The 20,562-nt window shown below is 73.1% G+C and carries 15 protein-coding genes and 1 pseudogene; 12 read left to right on the forward strand and 4 right to left on the reverse strand.

Annotated features, from left to right (window positions below; genetic code table 11):
• Positions 1–85 precede the first annotated feature (85 nt).
• A complete protein-coding gene (locus R6Y94_RS20925) occupies positions 86–961 on the forward strand; it encodes an SDR family oxidoreductase (RefSeq protein ID WP_318397571.1) in 876 nt (291 codons plus the stop codon).
• Between the two features lie 17 nt (positions 962–978).
• Here R6Y94_RS20925 and ychF read toward each other — a convergent pair whose 3' ends face one another.
• Entirely contained in the window at positions 979–2,067 is a 1,089-nt protein-coding gene (ychF, locus tag R6Y94_RS20930; protein ID WP_318397572.1) for a redox-regulated ATPase YchF, read from the reverse strand.
• 253 nt (positions 2,068–2,320) lie between these two features.
• Between ychF and R6Y94_RS20935 the strand changes: the two genes are divergently transcribed.
• The 9 genes and pseudogenes from R6Y94_RS20935 (at position 2,321) to R6Y94_RS20975 (ending at position 14,484) form a co-directional block, all read left to right on the forward strand.
• Positions 2,321–3,952 carry a DNA-3-methyladenine glycosylase 2 family protein gene (locus R6Y94_RS20935; protein ID WP_318397573.1) on the forward strand — a complete coding sequence of 544 codons (1,632 nt, stop codon included), beginning with the start codon at positions 2,321–2,323 and terminating at the stop codon, positions 3,950–3,952.
• Between the two features lie 5 nt (positions 3,953–3,957).
• Positions 3,958–4,461 (forward strand): methylated-DNA--[protein]-cysteine S-methyltransferase, encoded by a 504-nt coding sequence (locus R6Y94_RS20940; protein WP_412102837.1) that lies wholly within the window; start codon positions 3,958–3,960, stop codon positions 4,459–4,461.
• 289 nt (positions 4,462–4,750) lie between these two features.
• Entirely contained in the window at positions 4,751–5,683 is a 933-nt protein-coding gene (locus tag R6Y94_RS20945; RefSeq protein WP_318397575.1) for a TIGR04222 domain-containing membrane protein, read from the forward strand.
• Positions 5,684–5,700: 17 nt separating this feature from the next.
• Positions 5,701–6,474, forward strand: a pseudogene (locus R6Y94_RS20950) (DUF692 domain-containing protein); the annotation flags it as partial.
• Positions 6,475–6,916: 442 nt separating this feature from the next.
• Positions 6,917–8,896 carry an ABC transporter ATP-binding protein gene (locus R6Y94_RS20955; RefSeq protein WP_318397577.1) on the forward strand — a complete coding sequence of 660 codons (1,980 nt, stop codon included), beginning with the start codon at positions 6,917–6,919 and terminating at the stop codon, positions 8,894–8,896.
• Positions 8,893–10,806, forward strand: coding sequence for an ABC transporter ATP-binding protein (locus tag R6Y94_RS20960; RefSeq protein ID WP_318397578.1), 1,914 nt, complete (start codon positions 8,893–8,895; stop codon positions 10,804–10,806). Before R6Y94_RS20955 ends, R6Y94_RS20960 begins: the two co-directional genes overlap by 4 nt.
• 226 nt (positions 10,807–11,032) lie before the next feature.
• Positions 11,033–12,724, forward strand: a complete 1,692-nt coding sequence (locus R6Y94_RS20965) for a serine hydrolase domain-containing protein (RefSeq protein ID WP_318397579.1) — start codon at positions 11,033–11,035, stop codon at positions 12,722–12,724.
• Between the two features lie 33 nt (positions 12,725–12,757).
• A complete protein-coding gene (locus R6Y94_RS20970) occupies positions 12,758–13,429 on the forward strand; it encodes a response regulator transcription factor (RefSeq protein ID WP_318397580.1) in 672 nt (223 codons plus the stop codon).
• Complete coding sequence (locus R6Y94_RS20975) at positions 13,426–14,484, forward strand: HAMP domain-containing sensor histidine kinase (RefSeq protein ID WP_318397581.1); 1,059 nt, start codon at positions 13,426–13,428, stop codon at positions 14,482–14,484. Before R6Y94_RS20970 ends, R6Y94_RS20975 begins: the two co-directional genes overlap by 4 nt.
• A 60-nt stretch (positions 14,485–14,544) precedes the next feature.
• On the opposite strand, the gene R6Y94_RS20980 is transcribed toward R6Y94_RS20975, so the two are convergent.
• Positions 14,545–15,591, reverse strand: coding sequence for an aminoglycoside phosphotransferase family protein (locus tag R6Y94_RS20980; RefSeq protein WP_318397582.1), 1,047 nt, complete (start codon positions 15,589–15,591; stop codon positions 14,545–14,547).
• On the opposite strand from R6Y94_RS20980, the gene R6Y94_RS20985 reads away from it, so the two are divergent.
• Entirely contained in the window at positions 15,590–16,189 is a 600-nt protein-coding gene (locus R6Y94_RS20985) for a DUF6939 family protein (protein ID WP_318397583.1), read from the forward strand. The genes R6Y94_RS20980 and R6Y94_RS20985 overlap by 2 nt on opposite strands.
• A 69-nt stretch (positions 16,190–16,258) precedes the next feature.
• Here R6Y94_RS20985 and R6Y94_RS20990 read toward each other — a convergent pair whose 3' ends face one another.
• Positions 16,259–16,933 carry a transposase gene (locus tag R6Y94_RS20990; RefSeq protein ID WP_318397754.1) on the reverse strand — a complete coding sequence of 225 codons (675 nt, stop codon included), beginning with the start codon at positions 16,931–16,933 and terminating at the stop codon, positions 16,259–16,261.
• A gap of 337 nt (positions 16,934–17,270) precedes the next feature.
• Here R6Y94_RS20990 and valS point away from each other — a divergent pair, with 337 nt between their 5' ends.
• A complete protein-coding gene (gene valS, locus R6Y94_RS20995; protein ID WP_318397584.1) occupies positions 17,271–19,883 on the forward strand; it encodes a valine--tRNA ligase in 2,613 nt (870 codons plus the stop codon).
• On the opposite strand, the gene R6Y94_RS21000 is transcribed toward valS, so the two are convergent.
• Positions 19,880–20,503 carry a TetR/AcrR family transcriptional regulator gene (locus R6Y94_RS21000; RefSeq protein ID WP_318397585.1) on the reverse strand — a complete coding sequence of 208 codons (624 nt, stop codon included), beginning with the start codon at positions 20,501–20,503 and terminating at the stop codon, positions 19,880–19,882. The two genes, valS and R6Y94_RS21000, sit on opposite strands and share 4 nt — an antisense overlap.
• Between the last annotated feature and the right edge of the window lie 59 nt (positions 20,504–20,562).

A 20,562-nucleotide genomic window follows, 5' to 3' on the forward strand; every position in this document is an offset into this window, starting at 1 on the left:
TCACCAGGACCCATACCCCTCCTACAGTGAGTGCGGAACGTACGGCGTGCACCTGCGCCACCAGACGACCGGAAGAAGCACTCAGATGAGCATCGTCATCACCGGGGCAACCGGCCAGCTCGGCCGCCTGATCATCGCCGACCTGCTCACGGCGGGCGTGCCGGCGGACGCGATCACCGCCGTCGCCCGGAGCAAGGAGCGGGCGGCCGACCTGCTGGCCCGGGGCGTCGGGTTGCACGTCGCCGACTACGACGAGCCGGACACCTTCGCCCGGGCGTTCCAGCCCGGCGACCGGGTACTGCTGATCTCCGGCAGCGAGGTCGGCAGGCGCATCCCCCAGCACGCCGCGGTGATCGAGGCGGCCCGGGTCACCGGTGTCGCCCAGTTGGCCTACACCGGCGTGTTCGGCGGCCCCCGGGCCGACTTCCAGCTCGGCACCGAGCACCGGGAGACCGAGCGGCTCATCCTCGCCTCCGGCCTGCCGTACACGTTCCTGCGGAACAACTGGTACTCCGAGATGTACGCGGTCAACGAGCTGCCGGGAATCCTGGCCCGGGGCGCCATCGTCACCAACGTCACCCCGGGCAGCCGGATCGCCACCGCCACCCGGGCGGACTACGCCGCCGCCGCGGCCGTCGTGTTGCGCGAGGACGGACACCTGGGCAAGGCGTACGAGCTGAGCGGCGACACCGCGTGGACCTTCGAGGAGTTCACCGAGGAGGTGTCCCGGCGCAGCGGCCGGACCGTCGTGCACACCTCCGTACCCGGGCCGGAGCGGGCGGCTATCCTGACCAGTGCCGGTGTCCCGGCTCCCTTCGCCGACGTACTGGTGGAGGTGGACGAGGCGATCAGCCGCGGTCTGCTCGCCGGCACGCCCGGTGACCTCTCCCGACTCATCGGCCGCCCGACGACACCGATCGCCGACACCATCGCGGCGAGCCTGGCCGCGCAGGCCGGCTGAGCCGAGCCCGACCGCAGTCAGACGTTGAAGCGGAACTCCACCACGTCGCCGTCCTGCATGACGTAGTCCTTGCCCTCGATCCGGACCCGGCCGGCGGCCTTGGCGGCTGCCATCGAGCCGGCGGCGACCAGGTCGTCGTACGAGACGATCTCGGCCTTGATGAAGCCGCGCTGGAAGTCGGAGTGGATCACACCGGCCGCCTCCGGCGCGGTCGCCCCGATCGGGACCGTCCAGGCCCGTGCCTCCTTCGGCCCGGCGGTCAGGTACGTCTGCAGCCCCAGGGTACGGAAGCCGACCCGGATGAGCTGGTCGAGACCGGGCTCGGACTGCCCGATCGACTCCAGCAGTTCCCGCGCCTCGTCCGGGGGCAGGTCGGTCAGCTCCGACTCGACCTTGGCGTCCATGAAGATCGCCTCGGCCGGTGCGACCAGCAGTCGCAGCTCGTCGAGCAGGTCGGCGTTGTTGAGTTCCGCCTCGTCGACGTTGAAGACGTACAGGAAGGGCTTGGTGGTCAGCAGGTGCAGCTCGCGCAGCTCGGCCACCTCGATCCCGGCGTTGGCCGCGCCCGCGTAGAGGGTGACCCCGGTGTCGAGCAGCTCGGCCGCCTTCTTCGCGGCGGTGACGGCGGCGGCCCGGTCCTTACGGACCTTCGCCTCCTTCTCCAGCCGCGGCAAGGCCTTCTCGATGGTCTGGAGGTCGGCCAGGATCAGCTCGGTGTTGATCGTCTCGATGTCGTCGCCGGGCGAGACCTTGCCGTCGACGTGCACCACGTTGGGGTCGGAGAAGACCCGGACGACCTGGCAGATCGCGGCCGCGTCCCGGATGTTGGCCAGGAAGGCGTTGCCCCGGCCCTGCCCCTTCGACGCGCCCCGGACCAGGCCGGCGATGTCGACGAAGGAGACCGGCGCGGGGATGATCTTCTGCGAGCCGTGGATCTCGGCGAGCTTGTCCAGCCGCTCGTCCGGCAGGCCGACCACCCCGACGTTCGGCTCGATGGTGGCGAACGGGTAGTTCGCGGCGAGTACGTCGTTCTTGGTCAGCGCGTTGAAGAGGGTGCTCTTGCCGACGTTGGGCAGGCCGACGATGCCGATGGTCAGTGAAGTCATGCGAACGCGACTGCCTCTCTCGTAGCCTCCGGCGACCCGGTGTGGTCCACCGGCCCGGCCCGGGATGAAGTCTACGGACGCTCCCGGACCGCTACCGCGACGGGCGAGACCCGGCGCCGGGCCACCGCTGACGGACCGACCGGAGCGCGCCGGCCGGTCCGGACGGTGACCCCGGCCACCACTCGATCGGAGACCCACGGCCAGGTCCGATTTCCGCGCGTCAACGCGCCCGGCACGGGGCACGATCGAAGGCATGGAACTGGACTTCGAACGGTGCTATCGGGCGGTCGACAGCCGGGACCAGCGGTTCGACGGCTGGTTCTACACCGGCGTCACCACCACCGGCATCTACTGCCGGCCGTCCTGCCCGGCGACGACCCCGAAGCGGCGCAACGTCCGGTTCTATCCGTCGGCCGCAGCCGCCCAGCGCGCCGGGCTGCGCGCCTGCCGGCGCTGCCGGCCGGACGCCGCGCCCGGATCGCCGGAGTGGAACGTCCGGGCCGACCTCGTCGGACGGGCGATGCGGCTGATCGCCGACGGTGTGGTCGACCGGGAGGGGGTGCCGGGGCTGGCCGGCCGGCTCGGCTACACCGACCGGCACCTGCACCGGATGCTGGTCGCGGAGGTCGGTGCCGGGCCGCTCGCCCTGGCCCGGGCGCAGCGGGCGCAGACCGCCCGGATCCTGGTCGAGACGACCGACCTCGGGCTGGCCGAGATCGCCTTCGCCGCCGGCTTCGGCAGCGTACGGCAGTTCAACGACACGATCCGCGAGGTGTACGCGGTGGCGCCGTCCCAACTGCGCGACGCCGCCCGCCGCTCGGCCGGTACCGACTCCCGCCGCGCTTCCCGGACGGTCGGGGGCGGCGACTCCGGTCCGACGGCGTCGGCGGTCCCCGGCGGCTCGAACGGCACGCCGGGGACGATCGCGCTGCGGCTCGCCTACCGGGCACCGCTGCACGCCGACGCGCTGCTGGACTTCCTCGCCCTGCGGGCGGTACCCGGGATCGAGGAGGTCGAGGCCGGTTCGTACCGCCGCGGCCTGCGGCTGCCGCACGGGCCGGCCGAGATCGCCATGACCCCGATGCCCGGGTACGTCGCCGCCACCCTCCGGCTCGCCGATGTCCGTGACCTGGCCCCGGCGGTGGCCCGCTGCCGCCGCCTCTTCGACCTGGACGCCGACCCGGAGGCGGTGGACGGGGTGCTCGGCGCCGATCCGGTGTTCGCCGAGACGGTGGCGAAGGAGCCGGGCATCCGGGTGCCGCGTGCGGTGGACGGCTTCGAGATGGCCGTCCGGGCGATCGTCGGCCAGCAGGTCTCGGTCGCCGGGGCGCGTACCGTGCTGGCCCGGCTCGCCGCCGCCGTCGACACCGACGCGCCGGCGGCCCTGGCCCGGGACGCCGCCTCTGCCCTCCGGGACGACCGACTCGGCCGGACCGAGGCGGCCGCCGTACCCACGGACCCGGCTGTCAAGCCGGCCGGCTCGGCCGAGACAGCCGGGCCCGCCGGGCTGCGCGCGTTTCCGACCGCCGAGGAGGTACTGGCGCTGCCGGACTCCGCGTTCGGCATGCCGGCCGCCCGGCGGGCGACGATCCGGGCGCTGGCCGAGGCGGCCGCCGCAGGCGACCTGGACCTGGACCCCGGCGCGGACCGGGCCGAGCTGGTCGACCGGCTGACCGCGCTGCCCGGCATCGGCGCCTGGACCGCCGGCTACGTCGCGATGCGGGCGATCGGCGACCCGGACGTCTTCCTCCCCACCGACCTCGGGGTACGCCGGGGCGCCGCGGCGCTCGGCCTCCCCGACGACCCGAAGAGCCTCGACGCGTACGCCGGCCGCTGGCGGCCCTGGCGCTCGTACGCGGTGATCAGACTATGGAGAGCAGAGTGAACGAGATGTACAGCAGCCGTATCGAGACGCCGACCGGACCACTGACCGTCCTCGCCGACCCGGAGGGCGTGGTGCACGCCGCCGGCTTCACCACGGACACCGCCAACCTGCTCGGACTTGTGCACCCCCGACTGCGTCGGGAGGTCCGGGAGCGGTCCGAACTCGGCCCGGTCAGCGCGGCCGTAAGGTCCTATCTGGACGGCGATCTGACCGCGATCGACGCCGTACCGGTCGTGCAGTACACCGACGGCGAGTTCATGGCCCACGCCTGGAACACGTTGCGGCAGGTCAAACCGGGTGAGCCGATCACCTACACCGAGTTCGCCGAGCTCTCCGGCCGGCCCCGGGCGGTCCGGGCCGCGGCGATGGCCTGCGCCCGGAACGCGGCGGCGCTCTTCGTACCGTGTCACCGGGTGCTGCGCAGCGACGGCGGGCTCGGCGGTTTCCGGTGGGGGCTGCCGGTGAAGACCTGGCTACTCGCGCACGAGCGCCGGGCGGACGTCCGTTAGGAAGGGGGCTGGCGGTCCCTCCAGCAGCACAGTCAGCCGGGCCCCGGGGCGGACGTCCGCGAGGAGGGCCGGCCGAGGTTTCCCCGCAGGCCGACCCGGATCGCGATGCGGCGCCGCTCGGCCACCTCGACCGAGGTACCCGGTAGGCCGGCTCGACCGCCGCGACATCCGGATCCGGGTGTCGCGGCGGCATATACTGACGGCCACCGATCAGGGCCGGTGCCTCTCCCGGCCGTACGGCCCGGCACCGGACAGATCGGCCGGACCACTCCGCCGGCCGGAAGCCGCCATGACCCTCCTGCTCTGGACAGCAGCCGTCGTCTTCGCCGGACTGGTGCTCTTGACCCGGGCCCGGGTCAAGACAGCGGTCCAGCACTGGTTGCCGGAGGTCCGGAAGCGACAGTGGCGTCCGGCCTCCACAGCGGACCCGCTGGCCGACCTCGGGACGTACGAGCTGGCCTATCTGATGGGCGACGCCGGACACGCCATCGACGCCGCACTCGTCACGCTGCACCACGGCGGGGCGGTACGGATCTCCCGCGAGGGAGAGGTCAGCGCGGTGACCGGTGTGCCGGTCCCGACCGATCCGCTGGAACGGGCGGTGCTGGACACGCTCGCCACGGATCCGCACCGGCCCCGGTCGGCGCCGGAACTGCGGGCGGCGCTCCGGTTCACGCCCGTGCTGACCAGCATCCATCGGCGGCTGGAAGATCTCGGCATGCTGACCCCGGACGAGGCGGTCGAGCCGACCCGGGCACGGCTGGTCGAGCTGCTCACCGCGTCGGTCGGCGCGACCGTCGTACCCTGGCTGCTGCTCGTGGCCGCCGCCGTGTTCTTCCCGGTCGACTGGTTGGCGGCGCTCGGTGCGGCTCTGCTCGGTACGGCCGCCGGCGGGCTCGGCATCCGCGAACACGTGCTGGGGCGACGGGCGATCGACACGATCGGCGGCCACGGCGGCTGGCACGGGGACAGGTTCCTGGTCCACCGGGTCGCCCCGGAGGCCGCGTCGGCGCTGCTGCGCAAGTCCGACGCGGCCCGGCGAGGGCCGGCGAAGCGCCGGGCACTGGTACCGGTCGGACTCGCCGTGGCGCTCGGCGGGCTGGCCGTGCTCGCTGATCCGACGCTCCAGACCGCGCTCCGCCCGCCCGAACCGGAGTCCGAATCCGGCGGCGCCGGTACGGGCTACGGGGGCTGCGGTGGTGGCTGCGGCGGCTGCGGCTGACCCGGGAGGTCGCAAAGATGCTGGGCATCGGGATCGGCTGGCGTTCGGAGATCGACCTCACCGTGGAACGGCTGCCCGGGGTCGACTTCGTCGAGGTGATCGCCGAGCGGCTACGACCGCCGCGGCTGCCGGAGTCGCTCCGGCTGCTGCGTGCCCGGGGTGTCACCGTCGTGCCGCACGGGGTGGGGCTGGGCCTCGGCGGGGCGGAGCCACCCGACCGGCGCCGGCTGGCCCACCTGGCCGCCTGCGCCGAGCTGCTGGAGGCGCCGCTGGTCAGCGAGCACGTCGCGGTGGTCCGGGCAGCCGGGTTGGAGGCCGGGCACCTGTTGCCGGTGCCGCGTACCCGGGACTGCCTGGAGGTGCTGGTGGCGAACGTCCGGCTGGCCCAGGCCGCGCTGCCGGTGCCGCTGGCCCTGGAGAACGTGGCGGCGCTGTTCGGCTGGCCCGGCGACGAACTCACCGAGGGCCGGTTCCTGGCCGAACTGGTCGAGCGGACCGGCGTACGGCTGCTCGTCGACGTGGCCAACCTGCACACCAACCGGGTCAACCAGTCCGTCGACCCGCTGGAGACCCTGGCCGGGTTGCCCCCGGACGCGCTGGGGTACGTGCACGTGGCGGGTGGCCAGCGGCAGGACGGGATCTGGCACGACACGCACACCCGGGCACCGGTGGACGATGTCTACCAACTCCTCGCCGACCTGTGCACGCTGGCCCGTCCGCCCGGCGTACTGCTGGAATGGGACGGGGACTATCCCAGCGACCAGGTACTCGCCGACACCCTCGGTCGGATCCGCCGGGTGGTCGAGGAACGGTCCACTCCGCACCCCGGCCCGGTCCGCATCCCACCGCCGCCGATCCGGCCGTCGGCCCAGCCGGACCGGGTCGACGCGGCCCGCTCCCGGCTCGCCGCGCGGTACGCCGAACTGCTCCGCACAATGCTGCTGGCCGCACCGCCGCCCGCCGGGTTCGACCCCGAGCGCCTCCGGGTGCAGGCCGAGCGCCTGGCGGAGCGGCGCCGCCGGTACGCCCACCGGCACTGAGCCGCCGATCAGCACCGACCGGGCGGCGCACGGCGCCGGGCAGGTGTCGCGAGCGCCGCTCCGCAGCGTGCCGTCACCTGAGCCGTCGATCGACGCCGATCCGCCGACCGGTGCCGGCCGGGCCCGCTCCGGCGACGCCAGGTGACAACAACACGACTCGTCCGGAAGCTGGATTTGCCGTTAACGTCATGGCATGGCGCCGGATCGTGACGACGAGCCCACGGTCCGGGGCCGGCCGGGCTTCCGGCTGCCCGCCCGGCTGGGGATTCGCCGGAGGGGCCAACCGGCGCGGCGCACCGCCGACCCGCCCTCGCGGCGCACCGCCGACCCGCCCTCGCAGCACACCGCTGAGCCACCGTTGCGGAGCTGGCGCCGGCTCCGGCTGCCCGGCAATCCGTTGCCCCGCAACCTCTGGCGGCTGCGGCGCTACCTCCGCCCGTACCGGGCGCAACTGGTCTGGCTGCTGCTCGCGGCGTTCGCGGCGACCGGGGCGAGCATCGCCGTACCGCTCGTCGTGCAACGGGCGGTGGACGGCCCGATCGCGCACCGCGACCCCGGCGGCCTGCTCCGGCTCGGCGGGCTGGCGCTGCTGCTGGGGCTCGCCGAAGCGGCGTTGATCTTCATCCGGCGGTGGGCCCAGTCCTCCTCGGCCGTCGGGATGGAGGCCACCATCCGGGACGAGATCTACGCCCACCTGCAACGGCTGCACATCGGCTTCCACGACCGCTGGCAGTCCGGCCAGTTGCTGTCCCGGGTCACCAGCGACCTCTCGGTGATCCGGCGCTTCCTCTCCTTCGGGCTGCTCTTCCTCGTCGTGAACGTCACCACCTACCTCGCCGTGGTGACACTGCTGATCACCCTGCACCCGGGCCTGGGGCTGCTGGTGGCGGCCGGCGCGGTGCCGCTGTTCCTGGCGAGTCGCCGGTTCACCCGGGACTATCTGCTGGCGGCCCGGCGGCTCCAGGACGAGCAGGGCGACCTGGCCACCCTGATCGAGGAGTCCGCGCAGGGCATCCGCACCGTCAAGGCGTTCGGCCGGCGCCCGGAGATGACCGGGCGGTTCGCGGCCGGCAGCCGTACGCTGCACGACACCGCGACCGGCAAGGGCCGGCTGCTCGCCCGTACCTCCGCACAGTTCGACCTGATTCCCAACCTGACCCTGGCGGCGGTGCTGGTGGCCGGTGCGGTCGCCGTCGCGCAGGGCTCGCTGACCATCGGCGGACTGGTCGCCTTCGTCAGCCTGCAACTGATGCTGATCTGGCCGATCGAGTCGCTCGCCTGGATCATCGCCAACGCCCAGGAGGCGATGACCGCCGCCGACCGGATCTACGAGGTGCTGGACACCCGGCCGACCATCGTCGACCGGCCGGGCTCGGTGGCACTGGCCGGGCCGGAGGGCGCCGGCCGGGGCTGCGCACTCCGCTTCGACCACGTGTGGTTCGGCTATCCACAGGGGCCTCCGCTGCTGCGCGGCGTCGACCTGGCGGTCCAGCCCGGCGAGACGCTGGCCATCGTCGGCGCCACCGGCTGCGGCAAGACCAGCCTGCTCTCGCTGGTGCCGCGCCTGTACGACGTCACCGCCGGCCAGGTCAGCCTGGATGGGCGGGATATCCGGGACATCCGGCTGGACTCGCTGCGCAGCCGGGTCGGGATCGCCTTCGAGGAGCCGACGCTCTTCTCGATGTCGGTGCGGGAGAACCTCACTCTGGGCCGGGCCGACGCGGGCGACGACGAGGTACGCGCCGCGCTCGCCGTGGCCCAGGCCGACTTCGTGTACGACCTGCCGTGGGGGCTGGACACCCGGATCGGCGAGCAGGGGCTCTCCCTCTCCGGCGGGCAACGGCAACGGCTGGCCCTGGCCCGGGCGGTACTCGGCCGGCCCGGGGTGCTGGTGCTCGACGATCCGCTGTCGGCGCTGGACGTACACACCGAGGCGCTGGTCGAGCGGGCGCTGGCCCGGGTGCTCCGGGACACCACCGCGCTGGTGGTGGTGCACCGGCCCTCGACCGTCGCCCTCGCCGACCGGGTGGCGCTGCTCGCCGACGGCCGGATCGCCGCCGTCGGTACCCACGCCGAACTGCTGCGCGAGGTGCCCGCGTACCGGGCGGTGCTCTCCGCCGAGGACACCGACCCCGCCGAGGACACCGACGACCTGGGACTCGTCAGGTCATGACGGCAGCCGGTCCGGTCGACGGTGCGACGGCGGCGGAGTCCGCCGACGACCCAACGACGACCACCACCCCGGACCTGGCCCGGTGGCGGGGCATCGCCGCCGACCCGGACGCGGACCGGACCGCCGCCGAGACCGGCACCGCGCAGGGCATCGCCAGGCTGCGCAGCCGCAGCCGGGTCCTGCTCGGCTCGCTGATCCGGCCGCACCGCAAGCTGATCGGCGTGGCGGTGGCCCTGCTGCTGCTCCAGAACGCGGCCGGGATGGCCGGGCCGTACCTGGTGATGCTCGGTATCGATCGGGCGATCGGGCCGCTCCGGGCCGGTGACCCCGGTCCGCTCGTCGCGGTGGCGACCGCGTTCGGGCTGGCCGCCGGAGCCGAGTACGTCGGCAAGCGCGGCTTCCTCACCCTCTCCACCCGGATCGGCCAGGCCATCCTGCTCGACCTGCGCCGCCGGGTGTACGACCACTTCCTGCGGCTGTCGGTCAGCTTCCACGAGCGCTACACCTCGGGCCGGCTGGTGGCCCGGCTGACCAGTGACATGGACTCGATCGCCGAACTCGTCGACGGCGGCATCGACGACCTGGTGCTCGCCGTGCTCTCCATCGTCTCGGTGGCCGGCGTCCTGCTCTGGCTGGACCTGCCGCTGGCCGCGGTGACCCTGCTCGCCTTCCCGTTCCTGCTCTGGCTGTCCCGCTGGTTCGCCCGCGCCTCCGCGTCCGCCTACCGGCGTACCCGGGAGACGGTCGCGCTGGTGATCGTCCACTTCGTCGAGTCGCTCGGCGGGATCCGGGCGGTGCAGGCGTTCCGCCGGGAACCGCGCAACCAGGAGATCTTCGGCACCGTCAACGACGAGCACCGGCGGGCGAACCTGCGGGCGTTCCGGCTGATCGCCACCTACTCCCCGGCGATCAAGGTGATCGGCAACGTGACCATCGCGGTGGTGCTGGCGTACGGCGGCATGCGGGTGCTGGGCGGGCACGCCGAGATCGGCGTACTCGCCGCGTTCCTGCTCTACCTCCGCCGGTTCTTCGAGCCGATGCAGGAGTTGAGCCAGTTCTACAACGCACTCCAGTCCGCCACGGCGGCGTTGGAGAAGCTGGCTGGAGTGCTCGACGAGCGGCCCGGCGTACCGGAACCGGCCGCTCCCCGCCCGTTGCCGACCGGCCCGGCCCGGGGTGCTGTCGAACTGCGCACGGTGACCTTCGGCTACCGCGCCGGCGCCCCGGTCCTGCCGGAGTTGAGCCTGTCGATCCCGGCCGGCCAGACGGTGGCGCTGGTCGGCGCGACGGGGGCCGGGAAGTCGACGGTGGCGAAGCTGGTCGCCCGGTTCTACGACCCGACCCGGGGCACCGTCACCCTGGACGGCGTCGACCTGCGCGACGTGGCCGACGCCGACCTGCGCCGGGCGGTCGTCATGGTCACCCAGGAGAACCACCTCTTCGCCGGGTCGGTGGCGGACAACATCCGGTTCGGCCGGCCGGGTGCGGGCGACGAGGACGTGGTCGCGGCGGCCGACGCGATCGGCGCGCACGACTTCATCGCCGCGCTGCCCGCCGGGTACGCGACCGACGTGCACCGGCGCGGCGGCCGGCTCTCCGCCGGGCAGCGGCAGCTCGTCGCGTTCGCCCGGGCGTTCCTCGCCGACCCGGCGGTGCTGATCCTGGACGAGGCCACCTCGTCGCTGGACATCCCGAGCGAGCGGCTCGTGCAGCGGGCGCTGCGGACCATCCTCGCCGACCGGACCGCGATCGTCATCGCCCACCGGTTGTCCACGGTGGAGATCGCAGACCGGGTGCTGGTGCTGGACGGCGGCCGGGTGGCCGAGGACGGTCCGCCGGAGCTGCTGATCGCCCGAGGCGGCCGGTACGCGGCGCTGCACCGGCAGTGGCGCGACTCGCTGCTCCAGTGAGCCTCCGACCCGGCCCGTCGCAATCCGGAGGACTCCCCGGTCCGACGCTGACCGCCGCCGGATCTCCCGACCGCCGGCCGGGCGGCCCCGCCACCGTGGCCGGGCGGTCCCGCCACTGTGGCCGGGCGGTCCCGCCACTGTGGCCGGGCGGCCCCGCCACTGTGGCCGGGCGGTCCCGGCCGCCTCGTTTACCTCAGGTTCGCACCGGTACTCCTAGCTTCGGCCCATGACCAAGCACTTCAGGTTCATCGCGGTGGCGATGATCGCGGTGTCGCTGGCCGCCTGCACTGCCAAGAGCGGTCCGCCGGAGTTCGAGCCGGGTTCTCCGGCCGCCACCGGTGCCCGGTGCGACGGCCGCATCGACGCCGCCTTCGGCGCATGGGCTCGGGCCGGGTTCAGCGGCTCGATCGCGATTTCGACCGGTGGGCGCTTCGACTGCCTGGCCAGCTACGGATCGGCGGACGAGGCCGCCGGCACACCGAACACGGTCGATACCGTCTTCAGCATCGGCTCGGTCAGCAAGGCGTTCACCGCCGCCACCGTGTTCCGACTGGCGGACGACCGCAAGCTGGCGCTCGACGACCGGGTCGGCACGATCCTGCCGGAGCTGACCGGTCCGGTGGCCGGGGTGACCGTCCGGCAACTCCTGCTGCACACCAGTGGGCTGAACGGCACGCACGGCACCGACCACAAGCCGCTGGACCGGGCCGGCGCGCTGTCGGCGATCGGCGGCCTGAAGCTGGCGTTCGCGCCGGGCACCGGTTACGTCTACTCGAACGCCGGCTACACCCTGCTGGCCCTCGTGATCGAGAAGGTCTCCGGCCGGAGCTACCGGGACTACACCATGGCGGAGATCCTGACGCTGCCCGACGGCCGGGTCGCCGGCGGATTCTGGGACGGCCAGCCGGCCGCGCCGGGCCCTCGCGCCGTCGGCCGGCTCGACGGCGGCCAGACCGGTGAGTCGGGAGGCTTCGCCGGACCGCACTGGGCGGTCGACGGCAACGGCGGGCTGGCGATGACCACTCGGGACCTGGCGGCCTGGACCCACGCGCTCTTCACCGGCCGGCTCGTCTCGGCCGCGTCCGTGCAGGCGATCGGCACCCCCGGGCACGACCTGGGCAAGGGCAGGTCGGAGACGCCCGGCTGGGTGGCGTACGACGCCTCCGTGTACGGCAAGCCGTTCCTGACCACCGCGGGTGGGGGCGGCGACATCGGCCACAACGCCGTGGTGGTGTGGGTACCCGAGGGCGAGCGAGTGATCGCGATGGCGTCCAACCGGCCCGAGGTGAACGCCGAGAAGCTGCTCGAAAAGGTGGGCCCGGCCCTGCTCGCCGACGCTCCGCTGCCGACGCCCAGCCCGCCCCCCGGCGGCACCGCCCCGGCCGCTACCGTCGGGAAGTACCGGCTGGAGACGGGAGGAGGGTTCGAGGTGACCGCTGCCGGCAACCAGATGTCGATCTCCGCGAGCGGTGCGGACGCCGTTGCCGCGCTCTTCCCGCCGCGCGGCGTCTCCGCCGACGAGCTGCGACGGCACGAGGAGCGGGTGCTGGCGCTACTCGACGGGGAGACCCAGGAGGGCCGCAAGGAACGCAAGGCACTGGAGACCGCGTTCGGGCGGATCACCGGCATCACTCCCGGCGGCACCGTCGTCCGGGACGGCGAGCTGCGCAGCTACGTCACGGTCACCACCGACACCCGGACGGTCCTCGGGTGGTTCGCGGTCAACCAGAAGGGCGGGGTCGAGGCCGCCGAGGTGGACACCGGACCGCCGACCCTCACCCTCACCCCGGCCGGTGCCGGCCGCTACCGTCCCGACGACCCGACCGGCAGCGGTCCGGAGGTGGTCGTCGAGTTCGGCGCCGGCCGGCTGACCGTCACCGGACCGGGCGGCCCGCACGTCGCCAAGCTGGCCGGCTGACCGACCCCGGTCCCGCTTCCGAGGAGCCACGCCATGCGCATCCTGCTGGTCGAGGACGACCCCGATCTCGCCGAGGTGGTCGCCCTCGGCCTGCGCAACGAGTCGTACGCGGTCGACCTGGCGGCCAGCTACGCCGACGCCGAGGAGCTGCTCCAGATCACCGGCTACGACGTCGCCTGTCTCGACCTGGGGCTGCCGGACGGGGACGGGCTCGACCTCGTCCGGCGACTCGGCCGGGATCCGGAGCTGCACCGGCCCCGGCGCTGCCTGGTGCTGACCGCCCGGGACTCGGTGACGGACCGGGTAGCCGGGCTCGACGCGGGTGCGGACGATTACCTGGTGAAGCCGTTCCACTTCGCCGAACTGGTCGCTCGGCTGCGGGCGCTCGGGCGCCGGGGCGACGTACCCGGCTCGACGCTGCAGGTCGGCGACCTGACCCTGGATCTGGCCGCGCACCAGGCGTGGCGGGCCGGTACCGAAATCGGGCTGACCGCCCGGGAGTTCTCGCTGCTGCGCTACTTCATGCACCATCCCGGCCGGGTGCTCTCCGCCGAGGAGCTGCTGGAACACGTCTGGGACGCGCACGCCAACCCGTTCACCTCGTCGGTCCGCGTGATCCTCAGCCGGTTGCGCCGGAAACTCGGCGAGCCGGCGCCGATCGTCACCATCACCGGCGTCGGCTACCAACTGGCGGAACCGTCGTGAGCCGCGGCTGGCGCTCGCTGCGGGTACGCCTCGCGGTGCTCGGCTTCCTGGCCAGTTACGTACCGGTCCTGCTGCTGTTCGGCGTGACCCTGGTGACCGACACCGAGACGACGACGCTGGCGCTGATCGGTGCGGAACCCGTCGAGCACACCACCACCGACCGGTCCGGCTGGGTCACCTGGACGGTTCTCGCCCTCGCCCCGGTCGCCGCCGGACTGGCCTGGTGGTGGGCCGGCCGGGCGGTCGGCCCGATCGACCGGATCCGGCGGGTCGTCGAGGAGATCGAGGGAGCGGACCTGAGCCGGCGTACCGGGCTCGACCGGGGCCCGACCGAGCTGGTGTCGCTCGCCGCGAGCTTCGACGCGATGCTCGACCGGCTGGAGCGGGCCGCCGACACCCAGCGGCAGCTCATCGAGGAGACCAGCCACGAACTGCGGATCCCGCTGGCCGTCCTGGTCACCAATGCCGAGGTGCTGCTCACCCATCCGGAGCCCACCGTCGAGGTGTACCGGAAGGGACTCGAACGGTCCCGGACCGCGGCGGTGCGGCTGCGGGCGACTCTCGACGAACTCCTGGTGGATGCCCGCGGCCGGGCCCGCGTCCTCGACCGGCAGCCGGCCGAACTGACCGCCATCGTCGGCCGGGTACTGGAGGACGCCGGCGTACTGGCCGCGAAGCGGCGGATCCGGCTCTCGGTCGGCGGGCCGGCGGACGCGAGCTGCGCGGTGGACGAACCTACGGTACGGCGTGCCGTCACCAACCTCGTCGACAACGCGATCCGGTACGCCCCGGCCGGCTCGGCGGTACGGGTCGACGTCAAGGCCACCGACTCCGAAGTGGCCGTACTGGTCACCGACCACGGGCCGGGCGTCCCCGCCGACGAGCAGGAGCGCGTCTTCCAGCGTTTCTGGCGTAGCCGGCGGGATGTCCCCGGCACCGGTCTCGGCCTGGCGATCGCCCGGCAGATCGCACTGGCGCACGGCGGCGACCTCACACTGCGCTCACCGGGCCCCGACGGCGACGGTTGCGAGTTCCGCCTCACCCTGCGCCGCTGACGCCGTACCCGGCCCAGCCGGGACAGCAGCCTGCTCAGCACAACCGGGACAACAGCGTGCTCAGCTCAGTCGGGACAGCAGCAGGCGGGCGACGTCCAGGGCCCGGCTGGCCGGCGACGGATCGCCCGGTTTCCAGTCCTCGGCCGTCCAGACATCCGACAGCACCGCCATGACGAAGCCCCAGCCGACCACCCGGTCCACCGGCATCGTCAGCAGGTCGGCGAGCTGTTCGACCCGGGCCGGCACCAGCGCGGTCAACGCCGGGTCCCGGTCGTCCGGCTCGGGGTTGTAGAGCAGCGCGCCGACCTCGAACCCGGGATCGCCGACCAGCCCGTGCGGGTCGATGGCGAGCCACGGTTCGCGCTCCGCGCGCAGGATGTTGTCGTGGTGCAGGTCTCCGTGCAGCACCACCCGGCCGGTCGCCGAGGCGCACAGCTCCCGCATCAGGCCGCCGGCCCGGGCGACGAGGTCGGCCGGCAGCGGCCCGCCGTCGCCGTGCACCGCCAGATACTCGTCGAAGCCGGCGGCATAGGTCGAAAGGTCGGGCAGCGGACAGTCGGCCGGCGGCGGTACGGCGAGCCGGCGCAGCACCTCCGCCGCCACCGAGGTCGCCTCGGCGTCCCGGCCGGGCAGGAGGTCACGCAGCCGCCAGCCGGGCTCGGCCCGCTCCAGCAGCAGCGCACCCCGGTCCAGGTCGGCGCGGAGCAGGCGTACGGCGCCCCGGCCGGCGAACGCGGCCAGCGCCGGTGCCTCGGTACGCAGCGACTCCCCGCTCGGCACACCCAGCTTCAGCACGGCCGGCCGGCCATCGGCACAGGTCACCGGGGTGACGTAGTGGAACGACAGGTCGTACGGCTCGCCGATGGTCAGCTCCCAGTCGGCGGCCACCTCGGCGAGCACCCGGGGCAGTTCGGCGAGCCAGCGGATGCCGTCCACCCCCCACACCTGCCGTACGTTGCGGGCGAGCGCCTCGGGAATCACGGCGTCCACGGTAGCCGGCGGATCGGCGGCAGGGCGGCGGGTGTCGTACCCGGGCGGCAGGATGCGGAGTCGACCATCGTGGTCACGTCGGGCCGGCAACGTGCCGTCGACGGAGGGTGGGTCCATGGCGATACGGGTGATGAGCCGGCGGCGCTCCGCCGCGACCCTCGAGGCGGCGCCGGGGGCGGCGGTGCTCGACGTGACCTCGCGCGGGCCCGACCCCTGGGTGCGGCTGAGCCCGTTCTATCCGCACGGCGGCATCCCGGTGCCGTTCTCGCCCGGCATCACCGGAGAGTCCGTCGAGGGGATCTGGCAGGCGCTCAAGGTCTTCGCCGGCGCCGACGTCGATCCGGGCCGGCTCGGCGTGACCACGATGAAGGGCCTGAAGCGGACGGTGCGCCGCTACGGTGCGGTGCGGGGGCACCGGGCCGGGCTGACCGGTGACCGACTGCTGGGCTACGCGGAGGCCCGGCGCCTGATCTACCTGCCGGCGTACCGGTGGGTGCTGGAGCATCCGGCGGCCGACCTGGTCGCCGAGCTGCGACGGCTCTCCGCCGACCGGGACGTGGTGCTGCTGGACTACACCACCAACGCCGACGTCGCCGACCTGGGCACTCCGCTGTCGCACGCCGCCCTGGTCCGGTCGTTCCTGACCGGGGACTGGCCGGCGGAGTCACTGCCCGACGGGCGGGCCCGGGTGCTGTCCGACGGGTGGGCGGAGTAGCCGTCCGCTGGTGGTCGGCGGTGCCGAAATCCTGGTCGCCTGGCCCGCCGTCTCCCGTACCATCGGCCATTAACGCTTCCCGACGGCTGGAAGCCGGGGGATTTCTGACTCAGACCGCACGAGAGCACCGCCCCGGGAGGAGGTGATCGCATGTCTCACGTCGTCGGCACCAGCACGATCACGTTCTGCCGTGGCGAGGATCGTCCTCGCGGCGTTCCGGTCTCGGCAGGCGGTGTAGCCGCAGGTGTCGCACCGGAAGACTCTGACACCCGGCCCGAGGCGGTGCTTGGCTCTCGTACCGCACTGCGAGCAGGTCATCGTGGTGTGGGCGGGCGGTACCAGCACCACCTTCCGGCCCGCCCGCATGCCACGCTCGACCAGTTCCCGCTTCGCCGCCCCGATCGCCGCATCAGCGCCCTTACGGGCCATCCGAGACCTGCTGAGGAATGTCGGCTTGAAGTCCTCGGCCGCGATCGTGGCGTGGTTGTCGATGATCTTCTTTGTCCAGACGCGGGCGTGGTGGGTGTTCTGCCGGGCCGCCTTCTTCGCGATCTTCGCCGCCTGCGGCTTGGCGCGCAGGTAGCCGTTCGACGGCGGGGCCCCCTTCGATCGCCGGCGGCGGGCCATCCGGCGCTGGAGTTTGGCCAGTTCGGCGGCGCACCGTTTCCGGTGGCCGAGGTGTGGCAGGTCGTAGGCAGCATCGGTCGTCGTCGCGGTCGTCGCCACACCCCAGCCGACACCGATCGCCCCTCAGCAACGGGGGCGGCGACAGCCTCACGGCGCACGACGAAGGAGGCGTACCAGTGCCCGATCGAGTCCTGGTAGACCCGCTGCTGATGCACGGCTTCGTTCCACAACCACCGTCAGCGCCCCCACTCGGCCAACAGCACGGCCTCCGCGGTCGCGCCAGGCCGCAACCGGTAGGTGTACCGCGCCGTCTCGTCCACAGCTCGAAGCATCCCAGCCGCATCCGACAGTTCCGCCCTCGCGGAGGTGTCGACGGCATGCCGGAACCCAACACCACGCCTGACCGCGCCCTCCTCCCCATGGCTGAAGCCAAGGGTTACTCGGGCGGCTCCTGATGACGGATACGGAGCGGCACCAGCGCACCGGCGTCCCGGAGCGGCCGAGCCTGGACGGGCTGGCCGAGAAGTGGGCCCGCCGGTGGCAGGAGGAGGGGACGTACGCCTTCGACCGGACGAAGAGCCGGTCGGACGTGTACGCGATCGACACTCCTCCGCCGACCGTATCCGGCGAACTGCACATGGGGCACGTCTTCTCGTACACCCACACCGACACGGTGGCCCGGTTCCAGCGGATGCGCGGCCGGACGGTCTTCTATCCGATGGGCTGGGACGACAACGGCCTGCCCACCGAGCGCCGGGTGCAGAACGTCTACGGCGTCGCCTGTGACCCGAGCCTGCCGTACGACCCGCAGTGGCAGCCGCCGCTACGGCCGGTCGGCGAGGAGGCCCGGAAGAACCCGGTCGCGATCTCGCGGCGCAACTTCGTCGAGCTGTGTGCCGCACTGACCGCCGAGGACGAGCAGGTCTACGAGGAGCTGTGGCGGCGCCTCGGGCTGTCGGTGGACTGGTCGCTGACGTACACCACGATCGGCCCGACCGCCCGGGCCACCGCGCAGCGGGCGTTCCTGCGGAACCTGGCCAGAGGTGAGGCGTACTCCGCCGAGGCGCCCGCGCTCTGGGACGTCGGCTTCGGCACGGCGGTGGCCCAGGCGGAACTGGAGGACCGGGAACGGCCGGGGGCGTACCACCGGATCCGGTTCGAGGTGCTGGCGTCCGGGCCGGGCAGCGCCGGTACCCCGATCGGTCCCGGCCCCGGCCGCGACGACCCGTACGTCCAGATCGAGACCACCCGCCCCGAGCTGCTGCCGGCCTGCGTGGCGCTGGTCTGCCACCCCGACGACGAGCGCTACGCCGACCTGGTCGGCGGCACCGTCCGCACCCCGCTGTTCGGCACCGAGGTGACCGTCTACGCCCACCCGCTGGCCGATCCGGCCAAGGGCACCGGTCTGGTGATGACCTGCACCTTCGGTGACCTGGCCGACGTGACCTGGTGGCGGGAGCTGCGGCTGCCCACCCGGGTGGTGATCGGCCGGGACGGCCGGCTGCTGCCCGAGCCACCACCCCCGGTCGACCCGGCCCCGTACACCGAACTCGCCGGCCTGCGGGTCAACGCGGCCCGGCGGCGGATCGTGGAGCTGCTCGCCGCCTCCGGCGACCTGGACGGCGAGCCGAGGCCGATCACGCATCCGGTGAAGTTCTACGAGAAGGGCGACAGCCCGCTGGAGATCATCTCCACCCGGCAGTGGTATCTGCGCAACGGCGGCCGGGACGCCGAACTGCGGGCCGCGCTGCTGGACCGGGGACAGGAGCTGAACTGGGTGCCGGCACACATGCGGCACCGCTACGACCACTGGGTGAGCGGGCTGACCGGGGACTGGCTGATCAGCCGGCAGCGCTATTTCGGGGTGCCGTTCCCGGTCTGGTACCGGCTCGACGACGCTGGCGAGCCGGATTACGACCAGCCTCTCACGCCGGACGAGGCAGCGCTGCCCGTCGACCCGACCTCCGACACCCCGGCCGGATACACCGAGTCGCAGCGCGGCCGGCCGGACGGTTTCATCGCCGACCCGGACGTGATGGACACCTGGGCCACGTCGTCGCTGACCCCGCAGATCATCGGCGGCTGGCTCGACGACCCCGACCTGTACGCCCGGGTCTTCCCGATGGACCTGCGACCACAGGGGCAGGAGATCATCCGTACCTGGCTGTTCGCGACCGTGGTGCGGTCGCACCTGGAGGCCGGGGTGCTGCCCTGGCGGGACGCGGTGCTCTCCGGCTGGATCCTCGACCCGGACCGCAAGAAGATGTCCAAATCCAAGGGAAACGTGCAGACCCCGATGGGGCTGCTGGAGGAGCACGGCCCGGACGCGGTCCGCTACTGGGCGGCGAACGGGCGGCCCGGCACCGACCTGGCGTTCGACCCGGGCCAGATCCGGATCGGCCGGCGGCTCGCCACCAAACTGCTCAACGCGTCCCGGTTCGCGCTCGGCCTCGGTGCCGGCGACGCCCTGCGGGCGCCGGCGACCGAGCCGTTGGACCGGTCGATGCTCGCCGGACTCTCCACTGTGGTCGCCACCGCCACCGCCGCCTTCGACCGGTACGACCACACCGAGGCGATGCAGGTCACCGAGGCGTTCTTCTGGCGGTTCTGTGACGACTACATCGAGTTGGTGAAGGAGCGGGCCTACGGCGAGGGGCCGGGTGCCGAGTCGGCCCGGGCCGCGCTGGCCGCCGCCCTCTCCACGCTGCTGCGGCTGTTCGCCCCGTTCCTGCCGTACGTCACCGAGGAGGTCTGGTCCTGGTGGCGGTACGGCTCGGTGCACCGCTCCCCGTGGCCGACGACGTACGAGATCCAGCGGGTCGCCCCCGATGGCGACCCGGCCCTGCTGGAGCTGGCCGGCGCGGCACTGACCCAGGTGCGGCGGGCGAAGTCGGAGCGGAAGGTGTCGATGCGTACCGAGGTGCCGCTGGCCGAGGCGCTCGGCCCGGCGGCGATGCTGGAGCAGTTGGCCAGCGTCGCCGGTGATCTGAAGGCGGCGGGCCGGATCGGCAAGCTCGACTTCCTCCCCGACCGCACCCCGGAACTCGTCATCGCCTGCGCCTTCTAGCCGAGCAGTTCCCGGGTGAGCAGCTCGGTCCACCAGCGTTCGACGCGCTCGGGCGACCAGCCGCGTCCGGCGGTCAGCTCCGCGTACGCGTCGATGCCGCAGATCGCGCCGTACATGTCGACGGCGGTGCGCGGGTCGACGCCGTCGGAGAAAGTGCCGGCGGGCCACGAGGAGAAGAGCGCCAGTAGCGCCTTCTCGCCACGCCGGGGTCCTTCGCGGTAGGCGGCGGCCAGTTCGGGTTCGGTCCGGCCGCCCTCGCGGAGCAGCAGGATCACGTCTCCGGCCCGCTCGAACAGCCGTCGATGGAAGGCGACCGATACCGCGAGCTGACCGGGCGGATCGGCGGCCGCCGCCAACTCCGCCACCAGCCGGTCGGGGTCGGCGGCCAGGTCGGCGGCGTCCATCAGCGCAATGGCGAGACCCAACTTGTTGCCGTACGCCGAGTAGACCGTCGGGACCGAGACGCCGGCCTCACGGGCCACGTCCCGGACGGTCGTCCGCCCCCACCCCTGGGCAACGAAGAGCCGGCGGGCCGCCTGGGCGATCTGCCGGCGGGTCTCGTCGGCCTGCGCTGTCCGGACGAGCGAGTCGTACCGCCGCCGTTCCGGCGCTGCCGCCATCTTGTCCTCCCTCTTGTCGCTGCCTATATTTAATATAAGTCGCGTAAAGCCAATTGGAG

Origin of the sequence: Plantactinospora sp. KLBMP9567 (assembly GCF_033446045.1) — a bacterium.
GTDB lineage: Bacteria > Actinomycetota > Actinomycetes > Mycobacteriales > Micromonosporaceae > Plantactinospora.